24 protein-coding genes are annotated in these 19,141 nt (G+C 42.4%); all 24 read left to right on the forward strand.

Annotated features, from left to right (window positions below):
• Nucleotides 1–4: 4 nt before the first annotated feature.
• The 24 genes from H3T75_RS03055 to H3T75_RS03170 all read left to right on the forward strand — a co-directional run bounded on the left by H3T75_RS03055 (nucleotide 5) and on the right by H3T75_RS03170 (nucleotide 18,967).
• Nucleotides 5–382 carry a hypothetical protein gene (locus H3T75_RS03055; protein ID WP_198210986.1) on the forward strand — a complete coding sequence of 126 codons (378 nt, stop codon included), beginning with the start codon at nucleotides 5–7 and terminating at the stop codon, nucleotides 380–382.
• The gene (locus H3T75_RS03060; protein WP_078474842.1) at nucleotides 363–773 is read left to right on the forward strand and encodes a DnaT-like ssDNA-binding protein; all 411 of its coding nucleotides are present in this window, start codon (nucleotides 363–365) and stop codon (nucleotides 771–773) included. Before H3T75_RS03055 ends, H3T75_RS03060 begins: the two co-directional genes overlap by 20 nt.
• Nucleotide 774: 1 nt before the next feature.
• Complete coding sequence (locus H3T75_RS03065; protein WP_084551476.1) at nucleotides 775–1,131, forward strand: hypothetical protein; 357 nt, start codon at nucleotides 775–777, stop codon at nucleotides 1,129–1,131.
• On the forward strand, nucleotides 1,128–1,583 hold the full coding sequence (locus H3T75_RS03070; RefSeq protein WP_198210987.1) for a hypothetical protein: 456 nt from the start codon (nucleotides 1,128–1,130) through the stop codon (nucleotides 1,581–1,583). The genes H3T75_RS03065 and H3T75_RS03070 overlap by 4 nt, the downstream gene beginning before the upstream one ends.
• A 2-nt stretch (nucleotides 1,584–1,585) precedes the next feature.
• Entirely contained in the window at nucleotides 1,586–1,969 is a 384-nt protein-coding gene (locus H3T75_RS03075; protein WP_198210989.1) for a phage tail terminator-like protein, read from the forward strand.
• Nucleotides 1,970–1,971: 2 nt separating this feature from the next.
• Nucleotides 1,972–2,520, forward strand: coding sequence for a hypothetical protein (locus H3T75_RS03080; RefSeq protein ID WP_198210990.1), 549 nt, complete (start codon nucleotides 1,972–1,974; stop codon nucleotides 2,518–2,520).
• Between the two features lie 41 nt (nucleotides 2,521–2,561).
• Nucleotides 2,562–2,912 carry a hypothetical protein gene (locus H3T75_RS03085; protein ID WP_198210992.1) on the forward strand — a complete coding sequence of 117 codons (351 nt, stop codon included), beginning with the start codon at nucleotides 2,562–2,564 and terminating at the stop codon, nucleotides 2,910–2,912.
• 11 nt (nucleotides 2,913–2,923) lie between these two features.
• Nucleotides 2,924–3,139, forward strand: coding sequence for a hypothetical protein (locus tag H3T75_RS03090; RefSeq protein WP_198210994.1), 216 nt, complete (start codon nucleotides 2,924–2,926; stop codon nucleotides 3,137–3,139).
• A 255-nt stretch (nucleotides 3,140–3,394) separates the two neighbouring features.
• On the forward strand, nucleotides 3,395–3,976 hold the full coding sequence (locus H3T75_RS03095) for a hypothetical protein (RefSeq protein WP_198210995.1): 582 nt from the start codon (nucleotides 3,395–3,397) through the stop codon (nucleotides 3,974–3,976).
• Nucleotides 3,977–3,978: 2 nt separating this feature from the next.
• Nucleotides 3,979–6,114 (forward strand): hypothetical protein, encoded by a 2,136-nt coding sequence (locus tag H3T75_RS03100; protein ID WP_198210996.1) that lies wholly within the window; start codon nucleotides 3,979–3,981, stop codon nucleotides 6,112–6,114.
• Nucleotide 6,115: 1 nt separating this feature from the next.
• Nucleotides 6,116–7,624, forward strand: a complete 1,509-nt coding sequence (locus H3T75_RS03105) for a hypothetical protein (protein WP_198210997.1) — start codon at nucleotides 6,116–6,118, stop codon at nucleotides 7,622–7,624.
• Nucleotides 7,625–7,710: 86 nt separating this feature from the next.
• Nucleotides 7,711–8,508, forward strand: coding sequence for a J domain-containing protein (locus tag H3T75_RS03110; protein WP_198210998.1), 798 nt, complete (start codon nucleotides 7,711–7,713; stop codon nucleotides 8,506–8,508).
• A gap of 665 nt (nucleotides 8,509–9,173) precedes the next feature.
• Nucleotides 9,174–9,920 (forward strand): antA/AntB antirepressor family protein, encoded by a 747-nt coding sequence (locus H3T75_RS03115; protein ID WP_198210999.1) that lies wholly within the window; start codon nucleotides 9,174–9,176, stop codon nucleotides 9,918–9,920.
• Between the two features lie 97 nt (nucleotides 9,921–10,017).
• Nucleotides 10,018–10,296, forward strand: coding sequence for a type II toxin-antitoxin system RelE/ParE family toxin (locus H3T75_RS03120; RefSeq protein WP_198211000.1), 279 nt, complete (start codon nucleotides 10,018–10,020; stop codon nucleotides 10,294–10,296).
• A 12-nt stretch (nucleotides 10,297–10,308) separates the two neighbouring features.
• The gene (locus H3T75_RS03125; protein ID WP_078474829.1) at nucleotides 10,309–10,593 is read left to right on the forward strand and encodes a HigA family addiction module antitoxin; all 285 of its coding nucleotides are present in this window, start codon (nucleotides 10,309–10,311) and stop codon (nucleotides 10,591–10,593) included.
• A gap of 68 nt (nucleotides 10,594–10,661) precedes the next feature.
• Complete coding sequence (locus H3T75_RS03130) at nucleotides 10,662–10,862, forward strand: hypothetical protein (protein ID WP_198211001.1); 201 nt, start codon at nucleotides 10,662–10,664, stop codon at nucleotides 10,860–10,862.
• Nucleotides 10,863–11,001: 139 nt separating this feature from the next.
• Nucleotides 11,002–14,469: a tape measure protein gene (locus H3T75_RS03135; protein WP_198211003.1), complete on the forward strand. Its 3,468-nt coding sequence runs from the start codon at nucleotides 11,002–11,004 to the stop codon at nucleotides 14,467–14,469.
• 97 nt (nucleotides 14,470–14,566) lie between these two features.
• Complete coding sequence (locus tag H3T75_RS03140; RefSeq protein ID WP_198211005.1) at nucleotides 14,567–15,130, forward strand: hypothetical protein; 564 nt, start codon at nucleotides 14,567–14,569, stop codon at nucleotides 15,128–15,130.
• Nucleotides 15,131–15,196: 66 nt separating this feature from the next.
• A complete protein-coding gene (locus H3T75_RS03145; protein WP_198211007.1) occupies nucleotides 15,197–15,766 on the forward strand; it encodes a hypothetical protein in 570 nt (189 codons plus the stop codon).
• A complete protein-coding gene (locus tag H3T75_RS03150) occupies nucleotides 15,763–16,800 on the forward strand; it encodes a hypothetical protein (protein WP_198211009.1) in 1,038 nt (345 codons plus the stop codon). The genes H3T75_RS03145 and H3T75_RS03150 overlap by 4 nt, the downstream gene beginning before the upstream one ends.
• Nucleotides 16,801–16,865: 65 nt before the next feature.
• Nucleotides 16,866–17,342 (forward strand): hypothetical protein, encoded by a 477-nt coding sequence (locus H3T75_RS03155; protein WP_198211011.1) that lies wholly within the window; start codon nucleotides 16,866–16,868, stop codon nucleotides 17,340–17,342.
• Nucleotides 17,342–17,674, forward strand: coding sequence for a hypothetical protein (locus tag H3T75_RS03160; protein WP_041880597.1), 333 nt, complete (start codon nucleotides 17,342–17,344; stop codon nucleotides 17,672–17,674). Before H3T75_RS03155 ends, H3T75_RS03160 begins: the two co-directional genes overlap by 1 nt.
• A 517-nt stretch (nucleotides 17,675–18,191) precedes the next feature.
• Complete coding sequence (locus H3T75_RS03165) at nucleotides 18,192–18,632, forward strand: M15 family metallopeptidase (protein ID WP_198211012.1); 441 nt, start codon at nucleotides 18,192–18,194, stop codon at nucleotides 18,630–18,632.
• The gene (locus H3T75_RS03170) at nucleotides 18,632–18,967 is read left to right on the forward strand and encodes a hypothetical protein (protein WP_198211014.1); all 336 of its coding nucleotides are present in this window, start codon (nucleotides 18,632–18,634) and stop codon (nucleotides 18,965–18,967) included. Before H3T75_RS03165 ends, H3T75_RS03170 begins: the two co-directional genes overlap by 1 nt.
• The last annotated feature ends 174 nt before the right edge of the window (nucleotides 18,968–19,141 follow it).

A 19,141-nucleotide genomic window follows, 5' to 3' on the forward strand; every position in this document is an offset into this window, starting at 1 on the left:
AATTGTGGCTAAAAAACTATATTTTATGTATGGCTTAGACCCGGCAAAAGTACAGGAAGTTGAGGGCAAAGGCTATCTTGTACGTGATGTCAGTATGTATCGTGACGGGGATAGTATAGAGCTATGCGATGAAGCAGCCGGAGAGGTGCCGGAGCCTTACAAACAATTTGTAAAGCAGGACGAAGCTGTAAGTGATACCGGCAAGAATGCAGAGGGAAGCAGTACGCCCAATACGGTTAAAGAGCTGAACGAAGCCTTGCTGAAACTGGGTGTAGAAATACCGCAGGCAGCTAAGAAAGCCGAACTGTTAGCTTTGTATCAGCAGCATACGCAATCGCAAAATGCGGGCGATGGTGAGCAAAATGATCAGGGTGCCGAGTGATAGCTATGTCAGCATAGAGCGGGCGGACGCTTATCATTCTATTCGCCCGTCACAGGCGGAGTGGGCAGCATTGGAGATAAGCCAAAAGGAATTGCGGCTTGTTGCTGCCTCAGATTACATAGATGCCTGTTACCGTTTGCGCAATGACCTGAATCGGAAGATGCGGGCAGGAGACGAGGCTGTTATTGAGCCGGTATATAAAGCCGTTTGTGAGCTGGCGTTAAAAAACGGGCTGTTTGATAACGGTGAGCAAAAACGGCGGGCAGTAACAGTGGCGGATATCTCAGTTACTTACAGTGACAGTACTGGTGTACGCTTTGAATATGTAGATGCATTACTTGCGCCTTATATTAAAAGCAGCTTTAACCAGATACCGGTTTATCGGGGGTGATATGGCTTTCGATTATAAAGAACTTGGGATTATTGCCGCTGATCTGTTAAAAGAGTTCGGGCAGCTTATTACTATCAAGCGAAAGACTGGTGAGCAGTATGATCCTGCTACAGGCAGTAATCAGCAGGCAATAGAGACTTATACCGGCTATGGCTGCGCTTTTCATTACAGTAACAATGAAATTGACGGCATGCGCATTTTGACTGGTGATATGGTGGTATTGTTGGAAAACATAGCCACCACACCAGTTATCGGAGATGGTGTACTGGTTAACGATATGGAAATGCGTTTAATCAGTATTGAGCGTGTAAGCCCTGCTAATATTGATGTAATTTATAAATTGCAGGTACGTCAATGAATTCGTTTGCTTCTCAAATAGAGGCAATGCTGAATAAGGCGCGCAATAAGGCTGATAATATTGTTTCAGAAGCTGTACTGGATTTGCAGCAGCAAATGGTTGATGCCACACCTGAGGATACAGGGCAGGCTAAATCTAACTGGTTTGTTGAAGCGGATCAGTGCAGCGGTAAAACAACCAAAGACACCAGTAAGGGCAATTTAGCGGAAGCCAGACAATTACTGTCGCGCCTGAAAAGCGGTAAATCCCATCCTGCCTATTATTATTTGTTCAGCAATTTGCCCTATATCCGCGTGCTGGAGTACGGGCTATATCCTAACCCGCCTAAAGTTCCGACAGGCAAAACGGTTAACGGTTACTCTACTCAGGCACCGCAGGGCTTTTTCCGTCTTACAGTTGCCGGATGGCAGCAGACGGTACAACGAATTGCTGAGGCGAAGAAAGACGAATAATAATGCTATTTAATCATATCAGTAACGCATTGGAGCAGCGGCTTGCCGCCTTACCCAACGCGCCACCAGTCTACTATGACAACCAAGTCCCTGAGGTTCCCCCTAAAGGGGCTTTTTTTATAGCCAAAAATCTGCCTAAGCCGACCATTATAGACACGCTTGATGCCACTGAAATTTACAGTGGCATTTTTAGTATCAACGTTTATACACCGGCGGGAACAGGCAGAGCGATGGCGGAAAACTATGCAGATGCACTGCATGGTTTTTTCTTTAATAAACGATTTGACGGATTGCTTACATCAACAGTGAGCCGCTCACAAGGAATGACTACTGCAACGCATTACATGGTCAATGTAAGTATCCGCTATCAAACAATTACGGAGTAAATATGGCGACATTAGCACGCGCAATTCCGTCCGACGGATTAGTAATGCAATTCTCTTTTTATGATTCGAAGAAACAGGAATATGGTGAGAATATCCAGCTTTGCGGTCATGACAGCTATGATTTTAAAGATGGCAAAACTGATAAGCACGACACGACAGACTTTTGTCAGGCAGCTAAAGGTACAAAATCATTTATGGCGGGAGCTAAAGACAATGGCACGTTATCCATTAACTTAAAGCGTTTTGACCCCAGACAGCCAGCTTTAGCGGCTTACATGAACGCGTTAGTCAATAGTCTGTTAAAGGTGAGGGTGATTTACTGCGACCCTAATGCAGAAGCAATAGATGCGGATGTCTGCACTTTTTTCTGTCAAAAGGAAGTCAATCCGAGCTGGAATAGTAAAGTTGGGGAGGTTTTAGGGGGCTCATTGGAATTATCAACCGTTGCCGATGCTGGGTGGACAACAGAAAACTATACACCGGAAACACCAAATATCCCTGAAACACCAGAAACACCCGAAAACCCTAGTAAATCCCAAAAAACCAAATAAACCGCAGCCGCTTTAAGCGGCTTTTTTAATGGAGATTAAAAATGAAGAATGCCCTGAAAATTGACTGGAGTAAATTTGCAAAACCCAGCATTAAAACAGTTCAAATAGATAACTATGGAAGTGTTGATTTAAAAACCGAAATGTCTGGACAGGATCTGGTTGAGTATTACGATGTGATTTTATCGCACCATAAAAACGATTCTGTTAACAACGCTGTATTGTCGGCGCATTTAGTCCGTTTGATGGTAGTAAATGAAGATGGCGAACCGGTTTTCCAGAGTGTTGAAGATGTCCTGAAGTTGCCATCAGAACTCATTATGGCGATAGCAAGAAACATTCAGGGCGAAAAATCTTTATCCGACGGGAGTATTGATTCAGAAGCAAAAAAATAATGGAACAGCCCATGCGAAGAATACTGTTAGCGTTATCGCGTGAGCTGCATACGCCGTTATTCGTAGTAGCAACATGGCCGAAAAGCGAGATATTAAGCCAGATTGCTTATAACCTAACCCAGAATGAAGATTGGCGCAAAGAGTATGAGCGCAAACAGGTTATAAAACTGAGTGCAAAAGAACGTGCCGAACTGGCTAAAGAAATGATGGGTCAAGAAAGCGGTTAAAAAAATGAGTTGCTGCGGAAAAAAGCCAGCACCAAGTGCTTTTATAACAGCAAGAAATAAAATCAGTACATTTGTTGCGAATTATCGTGAACGCCTGGAAATTTGCGGCAATTGTACTGATTTAAAGCGGTTTCATTCTATTGTGCCGCTTGGAACTCCTGCTACAAAAGGCGACAGGTGCGGCAAATGTAATTGTTATGTTATTGCTAAAGCGGCTTTAACTAATCAGAAATGTCCTAATGAGAAATGGTGAATATGTTTACATTCTGGCTAGATCCTGAAATGACATCAGAGGCAACCAGTCCGTATCCTGTTACTTACAATGGCACAGGATCAGTGGATATAGTTTTGTATTATGGCAGTAATGATGCTCAGGAAACGGTGGTATCAGTTACAGATGCGCCTATTACCCTTACACCGGTAAGTATGCTTGAGAAGTGGAAGCCAAGAAAATACTACAAAGCTGGAGAGATTATTGAGCCAACTGTTTCAAACGGTTTTATGTACAAATGCACAACACCGGGCACCAGCGGTGACGGCGAGCCGGAATGGGGTGTAGGGCACGTCGGCACTACGATTAATTCCGGAACGGCGCAGTTTACTCATTACGGTGCAAAGTTTGTACCCAGTGATGTGCGGCTGGCATTAAACAGAGCCGGGCTGGATAAAGCAGATGCCGGTTCCGGTGTTAGTCTTGGCAAAAGTTTGCAGGGCGGCTCACCGGTTGCAATTTATATGCGCCTAACTAACCGTTTTACGGACGTACGCAACGACAGTACAGATCCGTGTATTTATATTGGTACAAATAAGCTTCGATTTAGCAAACAGGCAATTTAATCATGTTAAATAATTCAGCTTTGAGCCATGCAGTACTGGCAACAGATACGGCAGACGGCGAATCAGTGCTGCTGCTGGCACTAGGGCAGTCTGTGGAATCGCGCGAGGAAACGGGCATGTTGCTGGCGTTGTCTCAGTCTGTTATTGATGAGCATGAAACGGAAAGCAGGTTACCGCTGGCGCAAGTTGTTAATTATGAAGTTGACGGTATGTTGCTGGGGTTGGCGCAAACGGTTGCCGGAGACGTCTCATTTGCGCCTATGAATGGCTTGCAGTCGATCGGGCTGGATTATCAGAATTATGCGGTAAAGGTGTATATCAACGGTGATGAGATAGATCCGTGCAAACTAATGCGCAGTTGTGAAATCAACTATACCGAGGGTGAATCTGCCAAAGCTACTTTATATCTTAAAGAAGAATGCGGCGAAGTGGATATGTATCTTTACTATAACCAGCCGATAACGATTTATATTCAGAACAATAAATATTTTTATCCCTTGTTTACGGGGATTGTGGATACGCCTGATATTGATTTTCTGAAATACACAAGGACATTAACGGCAAGCAACGACCGCAGCAGTTCAATCGAAAAACTGGGCACAGATACTATCCGTAAAATCGGTTACTGGTGTGAAAGTGTTTTCGGGGAGTTATCAAACTATGAAACACTTAATGCTGAACTCACAGACAGACTAAGTACTGTTCCTGCGTCTTTTGACTTTGATGCGCGCGGGCAGGCAGTTTTAACCGGATGGCTGCCTAAAGCTAAAGCAGACTGGACGTTAACTAATTGCGATTGTTATGAGCGGCAGGTTAGCTTTAAGCTGGGTGGCGCAACATCGTTAGTCAATCGTGTTGAGATAGAAGTACACCATCAGTTTGACCGCTTGTTTCATCGTGAGAATTATTTTGAGTACATTTATTGCGGTTTTCAGAATGATATTGATTACATCAAAAATGTCCGCCATGAAGGACCACCGCCTAAATATGATGATGTTTACAGTGCCGCAACCGGTGGCGGGTGGCTGGTAGGTAATTTCGGGGCAAAAGGTACGCCGCCAAGCGGTTGGTATGGGACAACCTATTTCAGTGCGGCTGATTATGAATATCAGTACCAGCCAACCGGTGATAAAGACGCAAACGGCAACCCTATTGTTAACGTTGTGCAGGTTGCAAAAACCACGGCAAAAGGTGATTTATATGCTATGCGTGCGAGCTGGACGGCTATGCGTCGCTGGAAACAGGGGATTGATGAAAAGTATCAGTTTGTGATCACTAATACACCATCAATTCAGTTGCATGGTGTAAAAAAGGAAAAATTAAGCTTCACGATTAAGCAGGATGCCGATAAAGACAAGATTGCCAAAAACTGGGGGAATGAAAAGAAATATTTCAGACCAATGGGGACCAGCCAGGCAAACGGTGATTACACCATTAATGTCGATAATATTATTCCTGATGAATATGCACGTGCAATGCAGGTTATTTATCATGTTGCATATACAAAGATACTGGAATCACACCGGCATAATGAGCTTAATTTAATTACTAAGTTCGCACCGGCAATTAGCCTTGATAATACCATTTTTGTTAATACAGACAGGTTTAAGGGTAATGTTAAGGTTAAAAGTTATACGCATAAGATGGATTTTTTATTCTTAACTAGCGAAACAGAAATCACAGGCGCATGTTTTATTAATCCGCTTAGTAATACCAGCAATTTAACCTTAACGCCTAATCCTCCGCCACGTCCTGAATTACCTTTGTCCACTTATAACCCTTATATCGTCCTTAATGATTATGTGGTGCCTTTTGGTGTGAAGATTATTGAGAATGATCCGGATAGTGACAAAAATCCTGATGAGACTGAAACAAACCAGCCGGACAAGCCTGCAGGCGGCGATTCAATTGGCTCAGGGAAATCATCATTTAAGCTTTATCGCTGCCAGGGTTATGTGCGTTATGAAACCGGTTTTTATTATTACGACCGACCGGTAAAGCGCGGCTATGCATTTCGTGTTCAAACTGAGGATATCGAGCAGGCGAGTACCGATACAGCAGAAATTGACGCTGGCGTAACGGATTACGAAGTAACTGTGCCCAATAATGATATTCATGTATCTATAAGGTGTTATTAGTATGAGCAATAAGCAGCTTCTGGATAATTTAAAAAAAGTATTAGGACTTACGCCCAAATACGAAAAGCTGGACCAACGTCCGCGCGTACTGGGTGGTGCGGGTTTGTCTAAAATGCCGGCTAAGCAAAAGGAGGGTAAAGCCTGTCTGAAAAGTACGGATTTACTGAGCTTTGATGATGCCGGCAAGCCATCTACAGAAAACGCACAGATTATAGATGGTTTATTTGACATCAATACCGGACGCCAGTTTCGGGTTTTTCTTGATCCTGCCGCGGAGATATGTCCGGACAGTAAGATTAGTCATTTTAGCCATAATACATGGTACAAATTGCAGTTAAAAAATCAGTACCGGGCAACGCTTAAGCGGCTGGTTAATGAATATGATGCGCCGATATCTGTAAGGACATGGTGGCCGCCGTTTGATTTATTAACTTGTCCGTTGCACCCGAAACATAAAATACTCATATTACGGGCTTACTACGACCTGTCTACACTTGAGGATACAGTTTATAAAATGCTGACGCAGAACGAATTAAATGCGCCGGCATTTTTTAGCACCGTCCCTTTGTCTTCAGGGCTATTGAAAAAAAGCCCAGAGCAGTACAAGCGAGCCGTTGAGGAAATCAATAACTACTTTTGCAGTTACCTGACCGCAGCCAATCAATACAACGATTCGTCGTGGGCTGAACTGTATTTCCGTTATGGTGACCAAACAGAATTCGAAATAAGCAGCTGGGACAGTAAAGCAAAACAGATAATTGATTCTACTGAGGAACGCGAGGGGAAAAAAATTCCGCGCAGAGATGAGGTTGAACAGTATTATAAATGGACGTGCGCCAGTGAACCGCTGACTTACTGTGCCGTTATTGACCAGTCACTTTCTGCAGACGAAGCATACTGGGGCATCGCGCCGGAGCCGCTAGGCTTATACGATTCGCGCTGGAAATGTGCGGACGACTTAGCCATAGGCGTGGATTTAATCAGCGATTACGCCCTGAAAAGTGCCGGCCTTAACTCAATGGACGATGTGAATGCCGGCAATGCAACACAGGTGAAATTTGCTGATCACTTTATCCATTGTTTTGAAAAATCCGATGGTGTGCAGCAGTTCATCGGCGGCAAGGATATCAGCCTGTACTGGCGTGATAAGTACGACGAGGACGGGAATCCGACCACTGATAAAGACTACCAGCTATTTACTACCATTAAAGGCGACGGAATAACCCATCTGTGGAGTCTGGATGTTTACCCGGACAAAGGCATTATTGACATGAAATTTGATCCGGTTAATGCAAAATTTATTCCTATGCACCCGGTGACGCCAGATCTGTTACCAACTGGCTTGAATGATTTAAGCGGATTAAATATGCAGGATAAGAACGGGAATTTATATGCGCTAACATTGAATGCAGACGGCTTCCGGCTCCATTGCGCTTTAACGGGTAAGATTTGGGATATCCGGCACAATGAGTATATTTTGATTGATTCTGCCTCGAATAATCCTGCCTGAATATGATGCATGCCTGTGTAAATTATCATTAATTTTGAAACGGGTTTATGTTATTCTTTGCACATTAAAATTGAAGGATAACGGCAATGGCGTTTGTTAATTTATATGCGCTTTTGGGAGTTGAGCCAACTGCAACAGAGACAGAAATAGTAAAGGCAATGCGGCAGATGGCTCAGCTTCAGCTTATTTCTCTGGATGATTTGAAACTATGTAAAAATACCCTATTAGATCCTGAGGCGCGCAAAAAATACAATGCGCAGCTATTTGCTGAATGCCCTGAGGTGTTGGAGAAATTAACTAAACCGAAAACAAAGGATAAGCCATTTACTCAAGCGGTAGAGGAAGATAGTGCTATTGAAGAAAATGCATTAAATGAGCTTAGTTTAAAAAAACCGTTATTAGCTCTGAATTCAAAAGCAATACCTATCTATAATGAAAATGCCGGGGAGGTAAGATTAACATTTGTTGGTCAAAGTTTTTTCCCTCTTATAATAGGTGGTTTTACACCTTTATTGATTGGAGATTTTATTGGATTTCTAATGTGCTTAGGGTTGTATACTGTACTTGCTATATTAACAGGCATAATGCTCGGTGTGTTTGGAATATTTATGATGGCATTTATATTCAACGTAGTATTGTGCCTGCAATATTGTAATTTTTACACTTTAAGAAAGATTAAAAGCGGTTTTAAGCTATGTGGTACAACTGAGCAGAAAAAACTGGCAGCAAAATGTTTGAAAATAAAATTAACTCCTAACAATACTATTCCCAATAGCCCTAAAATTGTTTACGAAAAAAAATCTGTTATAGATATAATATTTGCAGTGATTATATGGTTCTTTATTGTTTTGATGGTAATTACACAAATAGCAATGTTGAGTTGATAATTTAATCTTAAAACCAGTTATTTAAATTTATTAATTGCAAACCACTCTTCGGAGTGGTTTTTTTATTCAAAGAGTGTATATGAAAGCTATTAATTTCACGCCCAAAGAATTGCGCAAAACCATGTGGACGGCTGCGTTAATTATTCTGATGATTATAATTGCGTGGAGATTGCCTGAGATTATCAGCACAATTAGATAATCGATTGGTCGAAAATCAGGGCTATATATTAATTTCCCCGAAATCGAAAAATTCAGGAAAAGGCAGTCTTATTGATATTATATATATATTTAAAATCAATATTTTATTCGCTTCCCCATTTGGGGACTCAATGAATCTGTATTTTGATATCCCAAAACAGGGAAATCAAAATTATTCATAGTGAGGATAGAAGTACTAATTGACAAACTGGTTGAGACTTGGCAATATTGAATTCGAGGTTTCAAAGCCTTTAACAAGCGGTAATCACCCCGTCAGTGTGATTTTTTTGTGTCCATGATTCTATCAATGTCTACTAATCCAATTGGCATTTGATTCCTTTATGGCCGAGAGGGTGAAGAATACAATACCCGCAAGGGGAATAATTCCAGCCTACTTGTTAAGGTCTTTGAACCTCTCGGCCCCCCTTTTGGGTTAATTTCAAGATATTAACAAGGAATCTATCATGAACACTTCTTTTTTAGTCCCTGTCTTTTCTGGCAGTTTTAATACTCAAACCGAACTCCTTTGTAATGCGCGTGATTTGCATAAAGCTTTGCAGGTTGGGCGTAAGTTTGCAACATGGATTAAAGGAAGAATTGAAGAGTACGGATTCGCTGAAGGTGTAGATTTTATTCGCTCACCAAAATTGGTGAGCGAACTAAGTAATTCATCTAATGGAAATAATTCTAAACGAGGTGGGCAAAATAAAATTGAATACCATCTAATTTTAGACATGGCTAAAGAACTGGCGATGGTTGAGAAAACCGAAATCGGTCGTCAGGTACGAAAATATTTTATTCAATGTGAGCGTGAAAGATTTGCTGAAACGCAAAATATAGACACCAGCAACCAGAACAGTAAACCGGACGGTCGCTATCCAACATTGAATAAACGGCAGCAATATTTGATTAGACAAGCTGTACTTGATAACGTTGCCGAAACCGCCAATACATTTCATTCCGTGTATAAAAAACTCTATACTAGATTTAATGTATATAGATATCAGGATATTTTAGCCAAAGATTTTGATGAGGCAATTGAACTATTAGGCGGCGTCGTTAATCCAATCGATAACCTGCCTGTATTACCCAGTATCAATCAAAACGGACGCTGGTTATTAGTTGTAAGGAATAATCAGATAGCCGAGGTTAAGAGTTTAAAAGACTATATATGTTTGAATACAGGTGCAATTAATAAGCTTATTATTTGATTGTATTACACAATAAAACCACTCCAAAGAGTGGTTTTATTTATAGCAAAATATCTGAGCTTTGTGTATACTTATACTATACACTATAGAGGCAGCTATGATAAAAAGTTTTAATCACAAAGGACTTGAGCAATTTTATCGTACAGGAAGCAAAGCAGGCATTCAGGCTGCACATAGCACCAAGTTAAGGGTTTTATTAACTGCTCTGGATGCTGCTGCACAGCCTCAAGATATGAATGCGCCTAGTTGGAAATTGCACCAGTTAAAAGGCAATTTGCAGGGACATTGGGCGGTTACTGTAAACGGTAATTGGCGGTTAACTTTTAAATTTAATGGAAATGACGCTGAAATATTAGATTACCAAGATTATCATTAGGAGGTTAAGCGTATGAGTATGCACAATCCTTGCCATGCAGGTGAAGTATTAAAAGAATATTTAGGTGATACCAGCATTAGTACAGCCGCTAAACATTTAGGAGTAACGCGGGCAGCTCTCTCTAGAATCATTAACGGGAAAACCGGAATTAGTGCGGATATGGCAGTAAGGTTATCCATCTTATTGAATACCAGCCCGCAATTCTGGCTCAATATGCAGGTAAATTATGATTTATGGAAAGCTAGTCAAAAATCACATGCGGATGTGGTTCCACTGAATACAGCATTATCCATCTAATAAATTCAAGCCGGCACATATATGCTGGCGTTTTGTTGTTCATTATTCTAATGATTATGGAGACGGGTATGAAAATGATAGTTAAATCATTTATTGCCGGTATGAGTTCCGCCTTTGATATATTTCCAGCAGCCCAAGTTAAATCATATAAAATATTTAGTACAAATGATCAGTTGGATGGATTTAGTGAGGATGCTCAATCCTTACGAAATGATATGAAAACAATAGGCGATGATTTCAACCATGCAATAAAGGACTTGAAATTATAAATTATGAATAATAATTCTCATAAAGAAGAAGAGAAAGATTCCATTTAGCTCAAAAGTAATTCGAATCAATTAAATTAAGCCAGCCATGCGCTGGCTTTTCTATTGCAGCCTTCGGGCTGCTTTTTTATTGGAGCTTATCATGTCTGATATTGCAGAATTAACCGCAGTAATACGTATAGATGATGTGCAGTTTGCTAGTGAACAGTCGCGTTTAATTAAGTTATCAGATCAGCTAAATATAAAGTTTGATCAGATAAAGCAGACTGTGAGCGGCTACGCAAAAAAAATCAATACTGCTTCAGTAGAGACAAAACGACTAACCAAGAATCAAAGCAGTTTGGCATCTTTTACTGATGTGACTGCTGCCGCTCTAAATAAAAGTAACACCAGCCTAAGCAAGGTATCTGAAAAATATAAACGCCTGAGTAAAAGCGTTTTGCAGGCAAAATCAGCCTTTGAGGCTTTTGCTGGTGTTAGTGTCGCTACAGCCTCACTAGGTACGGTCGAACAGTTTCGTAGCGAGATTAATAAACTTAAAGACGACCTTAAAATCAAAACTGATTTGGCTGTAAATATCAAAATGGGCGATTCTGCCGGTTTTGTAACTGAGCATACAAAGGTACTTAACCTGCTTGATCAGGCAACTACCAAAGTTAATTTAGCAACTAAAGCATTTTCGGCATATAACCAAAAATTTAAAGCTTTAAACACCATCACTAAAAACTGGTTGCAATCGCAGGAAAAGGCCGACACAAATATTGAAAAAATGACTGCCGCTGCTGAGCAAAATGCTGCTGTTACCAGTAAATGGACGCAGAATCTGCAAGCGTTACAGAAAGAAGTTACACAATTAAAAGTATCATCTAAAGAGATGGCCAGTATAGGGCTTGTTCCCGGAAGTGCTAAGGAAGTAAAGCATGTACGCGGAGAAGTAGAAAAGCTGAAAGGCGAATTAGATAAGGTAAAAGCAACAGCTCCTGAATTGAAGAATGCCTTTTCCAGTATTGCTAAATATGCCATCGGTGCCTTTAGTATAAATGAAGTTAAAGGCATGATGGATGCCTATACCACTTTGACTAATCGTATCAAGCTGGTTACTAACTCAGAAAAACAGTTAAAAGAAGTGAGGGCTGAATTAGCGCGTATTTCAAGCAGTACAGGACAGAATCTGGACGCTACCGCAGCTATTTATCAGCGATTGGCACAGGCTACTGATCAGACCGGCTTATCAGGTGAGAAGCTGCTCACTATTACTGATCTTGTTAGTAAGGCTATGGTAATCGGTGGCGGCAGTGCCCAGTCTCAGGAAAATGCCCTTATCCAGTTAGGGCAGGCTATGGCGTCTGGCAGATTAAGCGGCGAAGAGCTTAACTCTGTTCTTGAACAGGCACCCGGCTTGGCGATGGCAATTGCTAAAGGCATGGGTGTATCTGTCGGTGCTTTAAAAACATTGGGCAGCAGTGGCAAGATTACATCACAGCAGCTTGCTGATGCTATCCTGAAGCAATCTACACAGATTCAGTCTGATTTTTCGAAAACCAGCCGTACAATTGATCAGGCATTGCAAAACATCAAAACGCAGTTAACCATGTTTATAGGGGGAAGTGGTGAAGCAACCGGTGCCGCTAAGATATTAACGACTGCTTTGCAGGCTGTTGCCAATAACATTGATTTAATTGCTACGGCGGTAGTTGGCTTTCTGGGACTAAAACTTGCGGCATATCTGCTGGCTACTACTGCCGAAGTGGCTGCCTTTACTGCATCACTGGTGTTACAGGCCAGTGTAGCAACAAAAGCTGCGCAGGCTAATGGTGTATATGCTGCTTCACTTGGTGCAATAAAAAGTAGTGCTGCTGTTCAGAATATTTTATCTATAAAAGATAGTGTAAAACAGTTAGGAGTAGCTATTACGGCATTGCGTGCAACTGCTATTGGTGGGTTTGCAACGGTTGCAAGCGTTGCGGCTGCTGCAACTTTTTCAGTATATGAAGCCGGCAAGTCTATAAATGCATTACTTAATGATCAAGACCCGCATAATACGCTTAGCAATACATTTGATAGCCTTTTAAGAAAAGTTGGATGGCTTACAAATGATGTTGATACGTTAGGTACCCGTTTATATGATTTGTTACATAATGCGGCTGGTAAATTTCATCTTAGCGGCTTATTTAGATTGAAAACAGATGAAGAAGAAAATGCAGCCAAAGAAAAGGAGCAGCAACGAAAGGAATATGAAGCCAAACAGAAAGACCCAAAAACAGCAGATCTGAGTAAAGAGGCTGTTGATATAAAGGATAACTTGCAAAAACTGGCTAAAAACACAGAAAAAGCCGCAAATGAGCTTGGAAAATCTAAAGAGCAATTAGCTAGAGAAAATGCTGATAGGTTGTTGGAGCAGTTTAAATCCAAAACCCAAAATGCAGAAGCAATTAAAGCTGCTGAAGAGTATACAGCCAGAGCTAAAGCGGCAGCCACCAAGCTTGAAATAGGTGAGCTTAGCCAATCAATAACCGAAGCACATACCAGAATTGCTGAAACAGTTAAAAACTTTGGTAAGACATCTGAGGAAATTGAAATCTCTAAGCAGCAAATAGCCTTGGAAACAATGGCGCGGAAAGGTGCCACAGCGGTTGAAGTAGAAGCAGCAAAAGCAAAGGTTGAAGATACCAAAAAGCTATATGATCATCAAAAGGCGTTAGAGGCTGAGCAGAAAAACCGCGAAGAAAACACTAAATACATACAAGACATGAAGACTAAGGCTGCGGAACTGGCAGCGGAAGTATCAGGTGGCAAGGATGGATTAATTGCTTTTCAGCTCGCTGTTAAAAATGCATCAGCAGAAACAATTCGCCAGGCTCAGGCTACTAACAAGGTAGTAGAGCAGCTCCAGGCGCAGTTACAGATTACACAGACACTAACAAGTTTGAGTGATCAGGTGGCTAAGCTTGGAATGAATGATACTCAGAAACAGCTTTATGACCTGAAAAAGCAGGGCGCGACATCTGAGCAATTGAATATGGCTAAGTATTATCTTGACCAGATAGAGCGCGATAAACAGTTGCAGGACAAGACCCGTAAAGCCGCTGAAAAATTAGATACAGCGGCTGTTTCTTTAACTGAAACAGCAAAATCAGTCGGGAATATCAGTATGTTCAGCAAAGAAGCCCGCGCCAGAGAGGAGGCAGAATGGGATAAAAAACGGCAGGAAGAAAAAGACAGTAGCGCAATCGGCTTTTTTACCGGTAAGGAGCAAGTTGATAACCTGACTGTGGGCAAGCTGAATTTGCCTGATTTCAATAAAGATCTGGGACTTGCCGGGTTAAAAATTGACGGGAAAGGGGATGCCAAAGGGAAAATGTTTGAGCTTATGCAGGCCTCAAAAATTGAAGCGCAGAATCTGTTTGTTAGTAACAAGATGGCTTCTGAAACCAGTGGCAGAACACCAGAAACCAAACAGAAATCCGGATCAGTAGAAACGCTGAAAATAGATTTTTCTTATAACGGCAAAAAGATTATAGGAGAAGTGCTGGCTAATCCAAATTTTACAAAAGCATTGCGTCACTTTTTCGAAAATATGATAGCAGATCTGGCAAAAAATCTGGCTTGATTTAATGCCTTTTCAAACAAGTATAAGTACACCGGTCGGCAGGCCGGTTTTTTTATGAGGATTAAAAATGTCTTTCACCTTTTACAGGGACGAGCAGATGACAATCACAGCAAACGATTCTTATCAGCTCGATTTTAACGGAGCAGGTAAAACCGAGTTCCGGCTGTATTTCGGCAGCCCGTACAGTTACGAAACGCTGAGACCGGTATCAGACGAGCAGATTATGCTTATACTCAGCAGCCGCTTAAAAAAATGGCAGCCTAACTACTTTTACAGCTTCGGAAATATCGTTGAGCCGACTATAGCTAATGGTTGTATGTATCAGGTATTAGATAATGACCGCACCAGCAGCATTGAGCCGGAATGGAGTACTGTCCCAAACACCAAGTGCAGCTCCGGCAGGGTAACCTTTGTCAATCTGGGCGAGAAATTTCAGCCAAACGACATCAAGATGGCACTAACACGTGACGGATTAGACAAGGGTACAGCAGGAGCTGCTTTGCAATTAGGAGAACAGCTTAAAGGAGGTAAATCCATTCCTGTTTATTTCAGAATAAACAATGCAAGCAGCACTGCGCGCAGTGATCGCTCAGATCCAAGCGTTAGCCTTAGTTTGAATGCCACGATCACTGAAACAATTGCACATACAGGAACGTTATAAATACTCAATATCCACAGGTAATCTGAATCTGTTAAAAGAGGCAGATAATATTGTTTTGGTACAAACATGAAACACTATATCAACAACTTTAATGCATCGCTGCTAGAAGTACTGGGCGAGGATAAACAACTTACCCGGTTAGTCTTAGATGAAAGCGCAACCAAAAAAATAACCGCCATATTGCCACGCTGTTACAACCAGTCCAGCCCTGAGCATTACATGCGCCTGACCTTACAGAGCATGGACGGGACAAGCTATGAACTGATAGACATCTGCAACAACGGCGGTGAATTATCCATCTGGCGTGCTGGAATGGAAGGTACCGCATGCAGCGCATGGCCGGCAGGCACGCAGGTACTGTGTGCGGCGACCGCAGCCAGCTTTGGTAACGATGGCGGAACGATTGTTATTGAGCGTGAAGCCGCAATTAACGACCAATTAAACGCACTGAAAATTGACGCACTGAACGGACGCAATCAGGTATTACTGCCCGTTACAGATGAATCCGAAGACTTGCCGGTTGTGATTGTCAACATGAAAGACGGCGACGAAATGCTGCTGGAGTTTAAAGGCATTGACACTATCGACGAATTACCGGCATTCCTGAATGCCAGCCGCTTAGCGAGGGAAATATGAGCGTATTTGTGAAAATCTATGCCCATCATGGCTGGCGGTATTACCTGCCACTAGGGGTAGTTAAACCTGAACCGGTAACCGTTCTGCCGTTTACCGCTGCCGAATATGATAATAACCGCGTCTGGACTGACCGGCTGACCGGGCGGAATCTGCTGGCATACGACGATATCGAGCAGACAGAGGGAATATATAAAATCATTGATAATCAAAACGCATTGCTGCTTAACAGCTACCGCAATGATGATAATTACCCATCTGATGACTCAGTCAATGCCTCCGGACTGTTTGGCAACGCGCTAACCATGCGTATTAAGCCGGGACAATTTCCGGATAGCTCAATGCTGCTGTGTGTGCTGTACGGCCAGAAAGGCCGCAACAGTGAAAAGCTAATGATTGCGGTTAAAAATTACCAGATCATCACCTATTACATGGTGCTGAATGATGAGGACAACATCAGGAAAACTGAAACCGGCATTTACATCAATGACAGCGACCAGTGGGCGAGTATCGGGTTTAATTTTTGCAGCAATGCCGATGCAGGGTTGGCTGGTGTATATGTCAATGGCGAGTATGAAGAAGTGAACATCTTGCCGCTGCAGCAATTTGATCAATTCTGGATATTCAGTCTCACAAACTGGGAGATGGCCTATTATGAAGACGCGAAAATTTACCCGTTTAACGGGGCTGTCTGTGATGTGCAGGTATTTAAAAGCCCGCTAAGCGGCGAGGAGTTCGGCGCCATTCTGGACAAATACGATGATAGCGAAGATATTGGCACGCCCTTCACTGAATTTGAAACCGGCGGCGAACTGATGAAGATGTTTATTAATGTGATTGCGCCCGAAGTGCCGCCAAACCCGGGCAGTGGCAACGGTAACGGAGATAACAACGGTAACGGAGATAACAACGGTAACGATAACGGCAGCATCGGTAACGGCGGTAACAATGGCGATGGTAATAATGTGATTTACCCGCCGCCGCCAGACCCGGACAGCGGGGACAGCGGTAAAGAGAGACCATTGCCGAACGGATAATTTTGATCAGTGATTTAAACAATACAGGCTGCCTGCGGGCAGCTTTTTTATGGAGTAAATATTTCATGACAAAAGTGATTAAATGGTTTTATTGGTTACTGGACTTCCGGTTTTTACCGGACAGACTGCAAAACTGGCTGTTCGGTACCGGCACGCGAATAATCGAAGTACTGAACGGATTCGCTATGCTGGGTTTTGCGCTGGTGTTCGGCCTGCATGGTAACGAGATAATTAAGGAGGATCTATACGGCAAATTCCCGCATTTATATCCTAAGGTGTTTGTGACCATTTTAATTGTGGTTGCTATCGGGCAGTTATTTACTGCCTTTTGTCATTCCAGCCGCAGCAATATTTTATCCGGGTGCTGCCTGCTGTGGTCGGCGTTGATTTGGTTTGTAATATCTGGAACGTTTATCGCCGCCTATCCGCCTCTGTCCACAGGCATGACTACCTATCCGCTGATTGCCATCATATGCGCGCTGGCCGGCAGAAATCTGATTAAAAACACGCAACAGGCAGAAGATAAAAAAGGCGGGAAATAATGAATGAAGTTTTTACACTGTCCAACTGTTTCGCCCTTGCCGGCGGCTTTCTCGGCTCGCTGGTGGTGTCTGATTATCGACGCTATGGGGTAATGCTCACTGTGACATTCATCATTATAGGCATGGTTTTTTCGGCTGCAGTAACAGAGTATTTCTTTACACAGGATCACCCGTGGCTGTTTGCCGGTGCCGGTGTATTTGCCGGAATGGCTTCTAAATCTCTGTTAGACGCATTCAAAGCAACAGCGCCTAAGCTGGCTAAAAAACTGATTAATGCTGTGTGTAACAGGGCGGAAAAGATAATCGGTGATACAGATGATAAGCAGAAATAGGGTGCCGGCTACATGGCTTTTTTAGTCGTTTTTACAAGATAAATATTTGAATTATATAAATATTCAATCATGCCGGCTGGTGGGCTAACTTGATTCTGTTACATAATCAATCGCTATGATGCATAGGCTTGGGTACCACCCTAAATTTATAATTATCAAATAGTTAGGAGTAAATATGGACGATTTGGGTACCACCCTGTTTTAGTGTCTAATGTTCATAGTAATTTGATTGTGTAACAGATTCAAGCCGGCTAAATGCCGGCTTTTTTTAAGAATAGTACAGTACAAATACCTGATTCTTTTATCCAATCCAATTTTGGATTGGTTGAATATATTGATGGTAAAGGCCAACTTCGCCCAATGTATGAATGGCAAAAAAATACCCTCAACACGGTGGAGTATTTGAGGGCTTTAAAAGTATTAAAGGGGAAACATGATTTAATAATATGTAAATAAATTTAAATAGTCAATACACAGCAGCCGTTATGGCTGCTTTTTTATTCGTGAAAGGTTAGATATGTACAAACTAGGCAGTCGTTCTTTAAACAATTTACGCGATGTTGATGCCAATCTGGTTAAGGTCGTTAAGCGAGCTATTGAAATCTCTCAGCAGGATTTTACCGTCATTGAAGGGAAAAGAAGCAAGGAACAGTGTTTCATCAATTACGGTAAAGGGCGTACTGCTAATGAATGCGTGAAAAAGGGAGTTGATCCGAAATACGCGCGGCCAAATGAAAGGAAAGTGACTTGGGTAAATACACCGCTGGCGAGTAAGCACGCAAAAGGGTGCGCAGTGGATATTTATCCGTACCCTATCAATATGAAAGATAACGACCCGAAGAAATTCGCAGCAATTAATGAGGCTATGCAACAGGCAGCTAAGGAATTGGGTGTGAAAATCAACTGGGGCGGCAACTGGCAGAAAAGCAAGGATTTACCGCATTTTGAGGTGGCGTAATGAAAGAGATTGATTACGTAAGCGTTAGCGTACGGATTCTGGTGATTCTCATGCTGCTGTTCATTATTACCGCAATCGGGCGTAAACAATACACGAAAGGCTATAACGCCGGTATAGAGGTAATGCAGAAAAAGCAGCAGGCTGAAACAGCCAGACAACAGGCGGCACTCAATAAAGCCAGTGCCGACTATGAAAAACAGAAAGAAGTAAGTGAGGTGAAACAAAATGAACGTCAAACACAGGTTACAAAAATTGTTAGGGTGCCTGTCTATACTAATGTTTGTCTGGACGCTTCCGGGGTGCACATCATTAACGAAGCAATCAGCAGTCGTTAGTCTGCCGGCTAACCTGACAGCACCATGTCCTGAGTTAAGCCCTTTAAACGGGGCTACAGGCGCAGATGTTTTGCCTTGGGCTGTTGGGGTAGTGGGCAAGTATAACGACTGCGCAAGACGGCATAGCGCGCTAGTAAACGCGATTAAGTGAGATAAAGCCAGCTAATTGCTGGC

Origin of the sequence: Snodgrassella sp. W8135 (assembly GCF_016101225.1) — a bacterium.
Taxonomy (GTDB): Bacteria; Pseudomonadota; Gammaproteobacteria; order Burkholderiales; family Neisseriaceae; genus Snodgrassella; species Snodgrassella alvi.